The sequence below is a fragment of the Micromonospora sp. NPDC050200 genome (assembly GCF_040656135.1).
Taxonomy (GTDB): Bacteria; Actinomycetota; Actinomycetes; order Mycobacteriales; family Micromonosporaceae; genus Micromonospora.
This window is the reverse complement of sequence record NZ_JBFALG010000017.1, coordinates 97,461-110,444: the sequence shown is the minus strand read 5'-3', so window position 1 is coordinate 110,444 and position 12,984 is coordinate 97,461. Positions and strand designations below refer to the sequence as shown.

At 73.8% G+C, this 12,984-nt stretch carries 9 protein-coding genes; 5 read left to right on the top strand and 4 right to left on the bottom strand.

Annotation, left to right across the window (positions count from 1 at the left end):
* Positions 1 to 53: 53 nt before the first annotated feature.
* Positions 54 to 461, bottom strand: a complete 408-nt coding sequence (locus AB0I41_RS14400; protein WP_067313320.1) for a roadblock/LC7 domain-containing protein — start codon at positions 459 to 461, stop codon at positions 54 to 56.
* Positions 458 to 3,577 (bottom strand): sensor histidine kinase, encoded by a 3,120-nt coding sequence (locus AB0I41_RS14395; RefSeq protein WP_357106500.1) that lies wholly within the window; start codon positions 3,575 to 3,577, stop codon positions 458 to 460. The genes AB0I41_RS14400 and AB0I41_RS14395 overlap by 4 nt, the downstream gene beginning before the upstream one ends.
* 436 nt (positions 3,578 to 4,013) lie before the next feature.
* On the opposite strand from AB0I41_RS14395, the gene AB0I41_RS14390 reads away from it, so the two are divergent.
* The gene (locus AB0I41_RS14390; RefSeq protein ID WP_357106498.1) at positions 4,014 to 5,198 is read left to right on the top strand and encodes an ABC transporter substrate-binding protein; all 1,185 of its coding nucleotides are present in this window, start codon (positions 4,014 to 4,016) and stop codon (positions 5,196 to 5,198) included.
* A gap of 274 nt (positions 5,199 to 5,472) precedes the next feature.
* On the opposite strand, the gene AB0I41_RS14385 is transcribed toward AB0I41_RS14390, so the two are convergent.
* Positions 5,473 to 6,369 carry an ABC transporter permease gene (locus tag AB0I41_RS14385; RefSeq protein WP_357106495.1) on the bottom strand — a complete coding sequence of 299 codons (897 nt, stop codon included), beginning with the start codon at positions 6,367 to 6,369 and terminating at the stop codon, positions 5,473 to 5,475.
* A gap of 92 nt (positions 6,370 to 6,461) precedes the next feature.
* Complete coding sequence (locus AB0I41_RS14380) at positions 6,462 to 7,490, bottom strand: ABC transporter substrate-binding protein (RefSeq protein ID WP_357106493.1); 1,029 nt, start codon at positions 7,488 to 7,490, stop codon at positions 6,462 to 6,464.
* Positions 7,491 to 7,759: 269 nt separating this feature from the next.
* Here AB0I41_RS14380 and AB0I41_RS14375 point away from each other — a divergent pair, with 269 nt between their 5' ends.
* The 4 genes from AB0I41_RS14375 (at position 7,760) to AB0I41_RS14360 (ending at position 12,627) form a co-directional block, all read left to right on the top strand.
* Positions 7,760 to 8,539: an ABC transporter ATP-binding protein gene (locus AB0I41_RS14375; protein WP_357106490.1), complete on the top strand. Its 780-nt coding sequence runs from the start codon at positions 7,760 to 7,762 to the stop codon at positions 8,537 to 8,539.
* Between the two features lie 2 nt (positions 8,540 to 8,541).
* The gene (locus AB0I41_RS14370; RefSeq protein ID WP_357106557.1) at positions 8,542 to 9,492 is read left to right on the top strand and encodes an LLM class F420-dependent oxidoreductase; all 951 of its coding nucleotides are present in this window, start codon (positions 8,542 to 8,544) and stop codon (positions 9,490 to 9,492) included.
* Positions 9,489 to 9,797 carry a cupin gene (locus tag AB0I41_RS14365; RefSeq protein WP_357106487.1) on the top strand — a complete coding sequence of 103 codons (309 nt, stop codon included), beginning with the start codon at positions 9,489 to 9,491 and terminating at the stop codon, positions 9,795 to 9,797. Before AB0I41_RS14370 ends, AB0I41_RS14365 begins: the two co-directional genes overlap by 4 nt.
* A 64-nt stretch (positions 9,798 to 9,861) precedes the next feature.
* A complete protein-coding gene (locus tag AB0I41_RS14360) occupies positions 9,862 to 12,627 on the top strand; it encodes a hypothetical protein (RefSeq protein ID WP_357106484.1) in 2,766 nt (921 codons plus the stop codon).
* The last annotated feature ends 357 nt before the right edge of the window (positions 12,628 to 12,984 follow it).

Below are 12,984 nucleotides of genomic sequence, written 5' to 3'. Positions count from 1 at the left end.
ACCGGATCGCCTGTCCTCGCCGGGCGCGAGCGCGCCCGGCGTCGTACGTCCCGCTACGAGCGCACGGCGTCGCGTGGCAGCGGCACCAGTGCGGCGCCCACCCGCTCGACGAGCAGCGCCATCTCGTAGCCGACCTGCCCCACGTCGCAGCTGCGCGCCGCGAGGACCGCCATCGACGACCCGTCGCTGATCGACATCAGGAACAGGTAGCCGCTGTCCATCTCGATCACCGTCTGGAGCACGCCGCCCGCGCTGAACATCCGGGCGGCCCCCTCGGTCAGGCTCACCACGCCGGAGGTGATGGCGGCGAGCTGGTCCGCCCGGTCCGTCGGGAGGTCCCGCGAGGAGGCGAGCAGCAGCCCGTCCGCGGACACCGCCACCACGTGGGCGATGCCCGCCACGCTGTCGGCGAAGTTGGTGAGCAGCCAACCCATGTCCTGCATGGCCGCTGGCCTGTTCATCGGCGCGTCTCCTTGGTCGAGGTGCTGTTCTGGTCCGTACCGGCCGAACGGCCGCGCTGCACGCCGCGGTGGTAGGCGGAGAGCAGGCCGCGGACCTCGTCGGGGGTACGGCGGCTGCGGTCCCGCCCGCCCTTCGGCTCGATGCCGCCCGGGACGAGCTGGGCCTTGGGCACCCGCTTCGGCAGGCCGGAGCGGGTGGTGCCGCCGGTGGCCGGCTCGGCGGCCCGGGTGGCCCGGGACCAGCCTTCGTCGGCCGCCGTCCGCCAGGCGCCCGGCTCCGCAGGTGGCGGGGCGGCGGGCTGCGTGGGCGGCGGCGCGGTGCGGGCTGACGGCACCGCCGGCGGGACGTACGACGGGGGTGGCGGGGCGGCCGGCGGCTGCGCGGCGGACGGGGTGCCGGAGGCGTTCGGATCGCTCGGCACCCGGGTCGCCAGCGGCGGCCGGCTGCGCCTCGCGGCGGCGCCGTCGCCCGGCGGCTCGTCGAAGTTGGGCCGGGTGAAGATCGCGGTGGCGTCGTCCCCGTGGGAACGGAACCAGACCGCCTCCATCTCGCGGAAGATCGGCGAGTCGGCCGGCCGGTCCGGCCGGGCCACCGCCGGGATGGCCGGCGCCGGGGCGGGCGGGGTGTACGGCACCGCCGGGGCGAAGGACGCCGCCGGGGCGGCCGCGAACGGGGTTGCCGGGGTGAACGGCGCGGGCGCCGCGGCGAACGGTTCGGCCGGCGTCGCCGGCACACCGGCGACCGGTCCGCGGGGCAGTGCCGGGGTGGCCCCGGCGGCCCGGGTCCGCTTCGGCAGCGGGTCGAGGACGGGCTGGGCCGCCGTCGGAGCGCCGGCCGAGTAGCCTCCGCCGTACGCCGGCTCCGCCGGAGCAGCCGAGGCCGGCACGGCGGGCGTCGGCACGGCGGAGGTGGGCACGGACGGCGGAACCTGGCCGCCGAGGGTCACCGCCGGGGCGCTGTCCCGCGCGTCGACCGGGGGCTGCCAGGGCGCCGGGGCCGGCGGGGCGGTCCGCCACTGGTCGGTCAGCGTCGCCGCGCCGGTACGCCCGCCGGCCAGCGAGTCACCGAGGCCGGCGGTGGTGAGCGGCGGCTGCTCGACGGCCAGCGGCTGGCGCGGCCGGGGCAGCGACTGGTCCCGGTGTGCGGGCAGCACCACGGTCGAGTTCGGCAGCGTCACCTGCGCGACCGTGCCGCCCTCGACGTTGCGCCGCAGCTCGACCCGGATGCTGTACCGGGAGGCGAGCCGGCTCACCACGGCGAGACCCATCAGCCGGAACGCGGCCACGTCCACGCTCGGCGGCGCGGCCAGCCGACGGTTGAGCGAGTCGAGCTGTTCGTCGGTGAGGCCCAGGCCTCGGTCCTCGACCTGGATCAGCACGTAGTCGCGGATCCGGCGGCCGTCGGCGACCACGGTGGTGGTCGGCGGCGAGAAGCGGGTGGCGTTGTCGAGCAGCTCGGCGACCAGGCGGACCACGTCGTTGACCGCGTGGGCGGCGACCGAGATGTCGGTGTCGACGGTGCCGAACTCGATGCGGTTGTAGAGCTCGACCTCGGACTGGGCGGCCCGCAGCACGTCGACCAGCAGCGCGTCGTCGCGGCGGGGCACCGCCGAGTCGGCGCCGGCCAGGACGAGCAGGTTCTCGTCGTTGCGGCGCATCCGGGTGGCCAGGTGGTCGAGCTCGAAGAGCTGGGCGAGGCGCTTCGGGTCCTCCTCGCTGCGCTCGATCGCGTCCAGCTCGCCGATCATCCGGTCGACCAGCGTCTGGCTGCGCCGGGCCAGGTTGAGGAACATCGCCGAGACGCTGGTACGCAGGGCGGCCTGCTCGGCGGCGACCCGGACGGCCTCCCGGTGCACGACGTTGAAGGCCAGGGCCACCTGCCCGATCTCGTCGCGGTTGGGCAGCCGGATCGGGTCGCGGACCTGGCGGACGATCTCCTCCACCCCGCCCTCGCCGACGCTGCCCATGTTCTGCAGTTGCCGCACCGCGTCCGGCAGGTCGTGGTTGGCCACCGACAGGGCGCCCTCCCGCAGCCGCCGCAGCGAGTGGTTGAGCGAGCGGGCCAGCATCACGGCGAGCGAGACGGCGATGATCAGGGTGAGCAGCACCAGCACCGACTCGACGACGGCCTGCCGGATGACGTCGCTGCGGGCCTGCTCGGCCCGGCTCAGCAGGCGGTCCTGGAGCTGGATCTCGGCCCACCGCATCAGGTCGTTGACCGCGCCGATCGAGGCGCTGGCGTCGGTCGCGCTGACCAACGGCTGCCGCCCCACCGAGCGGGTGATGTCGCTGGACACCCGGTCGGCGAGCCCGACCGCGTCGCCGGAGACCGTGCGCTCGACCAGGCCCCGCTGCTCGGGGTCGGCGGCCAGGGAGAAGGAGAGCAGTGCCTCCTGCTGGCCGGTCAGCGTGGTCACGAAGGCGGAGAACTGCTCCTCGTCGAGCCGACCGGCGCTGAGCGCGGTGTACGCGACCGCCTCCTCCTCGGCGACGGCCGCCTTGGCCCGGCCGAACGCGGCCACCGCGCGACGGGCGTCGGCGAGGCTCTCCTGGCCGGCGAGCTGGGCCAGGGTGTCGCCGTACGAGACGAGGTCGGTGAGGACGATGCCGTAGCGCAGGGTGGCCTCGGCCACCGGCATCTGCCGGCGGTCGAGCACCTCCTGGCGGGTGCTGTTGAGCGTCTCCAGATGGTCGTCGATGACCTTGAGCCGGTCGCGGACGGCCGCCGGGACCTCGCCGATCTCCGCCCGCTCCGCGCGGTACTCCGCGATCCGCTCGTCGGTGGCCCGGACCCGCAGGTTGTAGTCGTCGGCCTTCTGCTGCGGCGTGGCCAGGTAGCCGGCCGCCGCCATCCGCTCGTTGTGCAGGTCCTGGGTGAGCGCGGAGATGTCGACGGAGAGCGCGGTCAGCGACCGGATCCGGGTCGCGTCGTACGCGCCCTCGCCGGTGGAGATGAGTCGGATAGTTGCCAAAGCAATGACTGCGGCGACCGGAACCACGAGGATGAGGGCGAGTTTGGCGCGGATGCGCGCGTCCCTCAATCGGGGCAGCCGCCGCCCCCGCTCACGCTGAGCGGCGTCGCCATTTTCGGGCAGGGTCGTCGGTCCGGTGCTCACGACATCGCCTCCGTCGTTTCTTCCACGCCTGCCCGCCGACCCGTGCCTGGTGCAGCGGAGAGCGCCACGCGCGGCACGGCCGCGATTTCATCAGAGAAGATCGCGTTTGGGAAGCCGCAGTGAGGCAGGAAACGGCCAGCCGGCAACCTGGTCACCTTTTGGCCTCTTTCTCGCCCACGCCCTGAACAGGCATTGTCACTCCAGAGTGGCCGGTTGCCTCTCCGGAGTGAGCATCGGTAAATATTTGATGACCCCAACATGTGGGAAAGCCGTCCCGAAACCACTCCGGACTCCCGCGCTTGACCGCGAGGCCCCGGCATTGGCAAGGTTCTGCAGGCTTCGCGCACACCGTACGGCAGACATTCCCGTTTTTCCACTGAGGACGGACTAGCGGCGGTGACCGGGCAGCGCCCCGCGCCGCACCTGGAGGACTGAGTTGAGCCCCATCCGCTCCGCGACCATCGCGGCGCTCGCATCGGCCGTGCTGGCCACCACGCTCACCGCCTGCTCGTTCGGGGCGGGGCAGGAGGAGGTCACGAGCCCCATCGTCATCGCCGCGGACCTCGAACTCTCCGGCGCGGCGGCCCCGGTCGGCAAGGCGTACCAACGCGCGCTGGAACTGAAGATCGAGCAGCTGAACACCTCCGGTGCCCTGGGCAGCCGGAAGATCCGGCTCGAGGTGAAGGACAACCGTTCCGACGCCAGTGAGTCACTGCGCAACATCGGCGACTTCAGCAGCGATTCCAAGGTCAGCGCGATCATCATGGGTGGTTGCAACGAATGCGCCGTCGGCGCCGTCCGCACCGTCAACGAGAAGAAGATCCCCACCATCGCGCTCGCCCCGTCCAACGCGATCTCCGACCCGGTCGCCGACCGGCGGTACGTCTTCAAGCTGGCCCCCAACGCCGCCGACAGCGCCGGGGCGCTCACCACGGAACTGCGCCGCAAGGGCATCCGCAAGGTCGCCGTCCTGCACAGCGACGACGACTACGGCCGGGAGGGCCTGACCGCGCTGCGACGCGAGTTCAGCAAGGCCGGGCTGCGGCTGGTCGGCAACGAGGCGGTCCGCACCACCGACACCGACGTCAGCCAGCCGGTCCGCCTGCTCACCTCCCGCAAGCCCCAGGCGCTGATCATCTGGACCTCGCCGGAGCAGGCCGCGCTCGCCGCGACCAGCGCGCAGGGGGCCGGCTTCTCCGGGTCGCTCTTCTTCGACGCGGCCGCCGCCGGCGACCTCTTCCTCGGCAACGCGGCCCGCTCCACCGAACAGGCCACCCTGATCTTCACCCAGACCATGGTGATCGACGACGTCATCGCCACCACCCCGGCGAAGGCCGCCCGCCGGCAGTGGTTCCAGGACTACACCGCCCGGTTCGGCGGCTACAACGGCTCCTCCTCCTTCGCCGCCGACGCGGTCCAGCTGATCACCGACGCCGCGCTGCGAGCCGGCGGGCCGGCCGACCAGGTCAACCGGGAGGGCATCCGGGACGTGCTGGAGACGTCGCAGATGGACGGCCTGTCCGGGCCGATCCGGATGACGCCGGACAACCACTCCGGGCTGATGCCGCAGGCGCTGACCACCCTCGTCGCGCGCGGAGGACGCTGGCGCCTGGCGGGCTGAGTGAGCTCCCGGGGCGGCACGGGTTTCCGGGAACCCGTGCCGCCCCGGGGTGCGACACGCCCACCACGGGCGACGGGGAGCCGGCGTGTCGCGGCAGGGACGGCGTATGCCTGGTGAGCGATATACCTGAGAGGCATAAATATGACCCCCAGGTATATCGCTCGTTGTCGGGTCCGACTCCGGACCCATCACCGTGGGTAGCTACCGCCCGGCAGGGTCGCCGCCCGGGGCGCCACAGCGCTTGCCGGGGCTGCCGTCAGCGCGCGGGCCGGGGTCAGCGGGCGCTGGTGGTGGCCCGTACCCACGGCAGGGCTAGGCGCTCGACCAGGGACAGGGCGGCGTAGAGCAGGATGCTCATCGCCGCGATCAGCACGATCGCCGCCCAGGCGGTCGCGGTGTCCCCGATGCCGTTGTACTGCAGGATCTGGTAGCCGAGCCCCGGCTTGTCGGAGTAGAACTCCCCGATCACCGCGCCGATGGCGGCCAGCGGCATCGCCACCTTCAGCCCGACGAAGATCTGCGGCAGCGCGGCCGGGAAACGCACCTTGCGGAACGACTGCCACCACGAGGCGTTCAGCGACCGGGCCAGCTCGGCCAGGTCCGCGGGGGTGGTGGTGAGCCCGGTCGCCGTGGAGAGCACGATCGGGAAGAAGCAGAGCAGGAAGACCATGGTCAGGATCGGCTTCTCGCCCCAGCCGACCGAGACCACCAGCAGCGGCCCGAGGGCGATCTTCGGCACCGCGTTGACCGCCACCAGCAGCGGCGCGAACATCCGCTCGACCCGCCGGGAGGCGGCCAGGGCCATCCCGATCAGCACCCCGGCGGCGGCGGAGAGCACGAAGCCGAGCAGCGTCATCAGCGTGGTGATCCCCAGCGCCGGCAGCAGCACGTCGACCGCCGCCGTCAACGCGCCCCACACGTCCTGCGGGGGCGGCAGGGACGCCGGGTGGACCAGTTCCAGCCCCGAGGTCACCAGCCACCAGGCGGCCACCGCGATGACCAGGCCGAGCAGCGGCAGGCCGACGGTCGCCGGGCGTACCACCGGGCGCCGCGACGCCGCGGCGGCCGGTGGCGTGGTCGGGGTCGCCACCCCGGGCGCGTCGGCCGCGGCGACGTCGCGCTCCGCCTCTCCCGCTCCGGAGCGGGTACGGATCTCCGTCACGTGTCCCATCCTCTCCTGCCGGCCAGGGGGCCGGCACGGCCACGGGGGCGCGGCCACCGGTGAGCCCGGTGACCGCACCCCCGTGGCACGGTCGGTGTCGATCAGGCCTTCGGCGTCAGGCTGAAGTCGATGATCTGGTCCGGGGTGATGTTCTGCTTGAGCGCGCCGGCGCCCTGCAGGAGCGCGATGCTCTTGGCCACCCGCTCGTTGTCCAGCGTGCCGATGGCGGTGCCGGAGTTGCTGGACCGGACGTACCCGGCCATCAGCTGGAGCTCGGCGGCGGCCGCGGCCACGTTGGTCGCGTCGACGTTCTTCTTCAGCAGGTCGGCGGCCTCCTGCGGGTTCGCCAGGGCGTACTCCAGGCCCTTGAGCAGCGCCGCGGTGAAGCGCTTGACCATCTCCGGCTTATCCTTGGCGATCTTGGCCGAGGTGATCAGCGCGTTGCCGTAGAGGTCCTGCATGACCTCGCTGTACGGCAGGACGACCGGCTTCTTCTTGGTCACCACCTCGACCGTGGGCTGGCCGACCACGAACTGGCCGATGCCGTCGACCGTGCCGGAGGCCAGCGTGCCCATCAGGGTCTGCGCCTCACCGTTGACCCAGGTCACCTTGCTGGCGTCCACGCCGGCCAGCCGGGCGTACGTCGGGAAGAGCTGGCGGACCACGGAGGTGGGGGTGTCGGCGAGCTTCTTGCCCTCCAGGTCCTTCGGCGTGGCGATGTTCTTGCCCTCGACGGTTACCACGGCGGCCATCGTGCGCTGCTGGATCGCCGCCACCGCCACGAAGTCCTTGGCGGCGCCGTTGCCGAGCTGGAGCAGGCCACCGGTCAGGTCGATCGGGCCGAAGTCGGCCTGGCCGCCGACGATGGTCTGGATGACCGCGCCGGTGCCCTGGCCCGGCTTGATCTCCACGTCGAAGCCGGCCTCCTTGAAGAAGCCCTTCTCCTTCGCCACCCAGGCGTACGAGTCACGGCCGAAGTTGCCGAACGAGGTGAGGTAGGTCACCTTCTCCATCGCCTTGCTGTCGCCGCCCTTGGCCTCGGACTCGTCGGAGCCGCTGCTGCACGCGGAAACCAGGGCGAGGGCGGTGGCCAGGGCGGCCGCGGCGACCGTACGGGTCAGCCTTCTCATCAGTGCACCATGTCCTTTCCGACCGGGTGATGTGCCACCCGGAGGGGTTGTCGGTCCAGCGGTGCCGGCGTGAGGGGGGAGCCGGGCGCCGCCGTCGTGAAGGGACTCTTCGCGGGCACAGCGTACGAGAGACCCACCGTCACCACGCCAGCCACGTCGGGTTGCGGAACGGAAACAACTGAGGTCCACCCCGGACTGTCGGCAAGGGGCACACCCCGGATAGCCTTTGTCGGATTCCTGACCGCCCGCTCAGTGGAGGCCCACCGGACATGATCCGACTCGCCGACGTGTCGCGTACGTTCGACGGCCGTTCCGGCCGGGTCGAGGCGCTGCGCGGCATCGACCTGGAGGTCACCGAGGGCGAGTTCGTCGCGGTGCTGGGCCGCTCCGGCTGCGGGAAGTCGACCCTGCTCCGCATGGTCGCCGGGCTGCTGCCGGTTACCAGCGGCGAGATCACCGTGGGCGGCACGGCGGTCACCCGACCGCGCCAGGACATCGCGATGCTCTTCCAGCGCCCCGCCCTGCTCCCCTGGCGCACGGTGCTGGACAACGTCCTGCTACCGGTGGAGATCTTCGGCTGGAGCCGGGCGCGGCACCGGGACCGGGCCCGCCAACTGCTGGAGATGGCCGGCCTCGGCGGCTTCGAGAAGCGGCTGCCGCACGAGCTCTCCGGCGGCATGCAGCAGCGGGTGTCGCTCTGCCGCTCACTGATCGGCGAGCCCCGGGTGATGCTGATGGACGAGCCCTTCTCCGCCCTGGACGCGCTCACCCGTGAGGAACTCTCCGGCGAGCTGCAACGCGTGCACATGGAGACCGGGGCCACCGTGGTCTTCGTCACCCACTCCATCGACGAGGCGGTGCTGCTGGCCGACCGGGTGGTCGTGCTCAGCCCCCGCCCGGGGCGGATCCGCAAGGTCGTCGAGGTGGCCATCCCCCGACCGCGCACCCTCGGCCGCAACGCCCACCTGGCGGACGTCGCCCGGGTCAGCGCCGAACTGCACGAACTGCTGATGGAACGCGAGACGCCGGCCGTGGCGGAGAACCGATGAGCATGCGGGTCGCTGTCTTCACCGAGCCGCACCGCGGCGCCGGCTACGACGACCAGCTCCGGTTCGCCCGGCTGGTCGAGGCGGGCGGCTTCGACGGTTTCCTCCGGGCCGACCACTACCAGGCGATGGGGGACGAGTCGGGGCTGCCCGGCCCGACCGACGCCTGGCTCACCCTGGCCGCGCTGGCCCGGGAGACCACCCGGATCCGGCTCGGCACACTGGTCACCTCGGCCACCTTCCGGCTGCCCGGCCCGCTGGCGGTGATGGTGGCCCAGGTGGACCAGATGAGCGGTGGCCGGGTCGAGCTGGGCATCGGTGCCGGCTGGTACGAGCGCGAGCACACCTCGTACGGCATCCCGTTCCCCGGGGTGGGCGAGCGGTTCGACCGGCTGGCCGAGCAGCTGGAGATCATCACCGGTCTGTGGCGGACCCCGGTCGGCGAGACCTACAGCTACCTCGGCGACCACTACCGGCTGGTGGACGCGCCCGCGCTGCCCAAGCCCGTGCAGCGGCCCGGCCCGCCGGTAATCGTCGGCGGGCGCGGCCCGAAGCGCACCCCCGAGCTGGCCGCCCGGTACGCCGACGAGTTCAACATGCCCTTCAAGTCGGTCGAGGAGACCGCCGGCGCGTACGAACGGGTCCGCGAGGCGTGCGACCGGACCGGCCGTACCGGGTCGGGGCGGGCCCCGCTGGTGTTCTCCACCGGGGTGGTGGTGGCGATCGGGCGTACCGACGCCGAGGCCCGCCGCCGGGCCGAGCCGCTGCACGTCAAGAGCGCACTGCCGCCCGAGGACCCGGTGGTGGGCTCCCCCGCGCAGCTGGTCGACCGGCTCGGTGAGTTCGCCGCGATCGGCGCCACCCGGGCGCACCTGCGCCTGATCGAACTCGACGACCTGGACCACCTGGAGCTCATCGCCGGCGAGGTGCTCCCCCAACTGGACGGAACGCGATGACCGACGTGGTCGACGGCACCGAACTCGGCCCGGTGGGCCAGGAGATCGTCTACGAGAACGACCGGGTCCGGGTGTGGCACATCCGCCTGGAGCCGGGTGAGCGGCAGCCGCTGCACCGGCACGACCACCCGTACCTGGTGGTGGCCGTCCAGGGCGCGAAGAACGTGGTGCAGACGATCGACGGCACCCGGATCGACGCCGACGAGCCCACCGGCGGGGTGGTCTACCGGGACCCGGGCGCGGTCCACATGCTCACCAACGTCGGCGACACGACGTACCTGGCCCGCCTCGTCGAGTTGAAGTAACCCCAGGCCGCGCCCCGCCGCGCCACAGTGGCGATCGGGCGCACCGGGCCGTAACGTGCGCGACATGGCCTTTCGGACGTGGGGCAGACTGCTGCTCACCGCACTCGGGGTGAGCGTGCTGGCCGGAGCCGGCCAGCTCGGCATCGCGTACGGGTTCGGCATCGTACGGCTCACCGGCGCCTTCACCGACGTCAACCGGTGGCCGGCGCAGCTCGCCTGGGTGGGCTGGTTCGCCGTGACCGCCGCCGTGGTCGGCGCCGTGGTCACCGTGCGCCTCGCCCGCCGGGAGGGGCTGCCGGACGGCACCGGGATGCAGCTCGCCCTCTCCGGTGCCGCCGCGCTCGGCGCCACCGTCGTCGCCCCGCTCTGCATGCAACCCGCCCGGGCCGCCGAACTCAACACCATCGACCCGGTCTGGGCGGCCGGGATCTGCGCGATCGTCGGCGCGGTGGTCGGCGCGGGCGCCGCCTCGGCCGTGCTGCTCCGGCCGCCGCTGGGCTGGAACGTCGCGCTGCTGGCCGGCGCGGTCTGGCTGATCGCGCTGGTCTCCGCCGCACCGGCGCTGCTGTCCACCGGGCCGCTGAACACCGTACGCCTCGGTGTGCTTGAGCCGTCCTGGCTGGACGGGGACGCGGCGCAGCGGCTGGCCATGCTGGTCCTCCCCGCGGTGGCGCTGCTGGCCGGCGTGGCGACCGGCGGGCTGGCCCGCTGGCGCGGGCACGTCCCGCTGGTCGTCGGGGCGACCGGGGCGGCCGGTCCGGTGCTGCTCGCCTTCGCCTACCTGACCGCCGGTCCGGGCGACCCCGTCGACCGCTACCAACTCGCCCCCTACTACGGCGCGGTGATCGCCGTCGCGGCCGGCGCGCTGGGTTCGGCCGCCGCCGCGCTGCTGCGCTGGCCGCTCTTCCCCGCCGGAGCCGACGACGCCGTCGAGCCGACCGACATCCTGCGCCCGCTGCCCGACACCCCGGCCCTGGGCACGGCCTCCGGCGAGGGCTCGACCACGGTGGACCTGACCGGCGCCGACACCTCGCCGGGCCACGGCACGTCGGCCGGCCCGGATCCGGCGGCGGACCGGGCGGTCGAGCCGACCCCGGCGCACTGGGACTGGCCGGTCACGCCCGGCACCCCGACCACCGCGCCGGCGCCGTCCGGGACGCGGCCGGACGCCCGTTTCGCGCTCGACGCCCCGGCCACCGAACCGGCGCCAGCGACCGGGAACGAACCATCCGGCCGGGAGCCCGAAGAGCCGTCGTACGGCGGCCTGCAGGTGGGCGGGAGCCGCGCGCCGGAGGTCGACCCGCCGGCCGCCACCCCGGCGGGCGCACCCCACCCACGGGACCGTCGCACCACCCCGGCCGAGTCTCCGCGGGCGTCGGAGCCGGCCGCTCCGGCTGCCGAGCCGATGCCGGCGACCACCTCGGCCGACGAGCCGCCGGCCGTCCCGTCCGACGAGCCGCGAGCGGCCGACCCGGTCGAGAGTCCACGAGCGGCCGACCCGGCCGACGAGCTGGGAACGGTCGTGCCCGGTCCCGTTACGCCCCAGATCACCACCGGGTCGGCCGCCGAGATGGCGCCGGCATCCGACGCGGTCGACGCCACGCCCGCCGCCGGACCGGTCGAGCTGCCGCGGCCAGCAGGCCCGGTCGAGGTGGCGCAGGCCTCCGGCGCGGACGAGGCGTCACCGACCGCCGACCGCCCCGGGACGGCCGAACCGGCCGACGCCGCCGCGACGGTCGCCCCCCGGCCACGGCCGAAGCGGACCCGCAAGCCCCGCTCCTCCAGGTCGGCCGAGCCGGCGGACGCCACTCCGATCTCTCCCGCCACCGCCGCCGCCCCCACCGCCACCACCGACCCCGCCGCCACCGACCCCGCCTCTCCGGCCCCTCTCGCCTCTCCGGCCGCCAGCCGGACGGTCCCGGCGAAGCAGGCGGCGCGAACCGTTACGGAATCATCGGCCGCCCCCGCCCCGGCCGACTCCCCCGCACCCGCACCCGCCGCACGCACCGGCACGGACACCGGCACGGCCGCCGGCCTCGACAAAGACGCGCTCGACACGGCCGGGCTCGGTGCGGCCCGGCCCGATCCCGCCCGGACCGCGTCCATGGCGGACGACACCCACGACGCACCCGCTTCCCGATCCGGCACCCGGTCGACCGCGTCGGGCGCAGACCGGCCGCCCGTGGGCCGTACACCGGCCACCGCCGACACCGGTGCCACCCCGGCCACCGCCGACACCCGTGCCACCCCGGCCACCGCCGACACCCGTGCCACCCCGGCCACCGCCGACACCGGTGCCACCCCGGCCACCGCCGAGCCGGCACCCCGCCCCCGGCACCAACTGCCCGACCTGAACAGCGGGGTGGGCTGGAACACCTTCGCCGCTCCCCGACCCGCGTCGGCGCCACCCCGGGCCGAGCTGCCCTTCCCGGATTACGGTCCGGACGAGGAACCGAAGCCGGTCACCTTCCGCTGGGACGCGGACGAAGCCCGACCCAGCACCCCGCGTACGGCGGGCGGGGCGAGCGACCTGCCCGCCGCCGAGGCGCCCGGCCCGCCGGTCGACGCCCGCCCGACGGTGCGGTCGCCGGAGGTCGACGCGGAACCGGCGGCCGACAGGTCCCGGCCGAAGCGTGGGCTGTTCCGCCGGAACAAGGCGCGCGGCCCCGGGCAGCCGGCCGAGGCCCCGGAGGCGGAGCCGCTGGCCGCGCAGGACGAGGAGTTCGTCGACTGGGTCACCGGCCTGAGCCGGCCGCTGGCCGACAACGAGCCGGAGACGGAGAGCGGCCGGCGCTCACTGCGCTCCACCGGCCGCCACCACCGCGACTGAGCACCGACGCGGAGCGCCCGGGCGTCCGCGACCAGCGCGCCTGAACGTCCCCGACCTTCGGTAGGCGCAGCCGTCCGTTGTCGAGCACCGTGAACCGGGCGGGTGCGGTGAACCGGGCCTGCCGGATGTCCTTTCGGGACCGGAACCGGGGCGGTGCCACCTTCCGGCCCGCACCTCCCTGCGCCGGCATTGCCCGGATCAGCTGCTACGCGTGCGGCCCTGCAGCGTTTGACCCTTTCCTCCACTCACGCCGGAAAGATCACTCGCCGATATCGAATCGTTACATGCCGATGCCTTGCTGGAAACCGCTCCGACCGCGCTAATTTGTTCAACCGATCGACATATTTCGGTACGCGG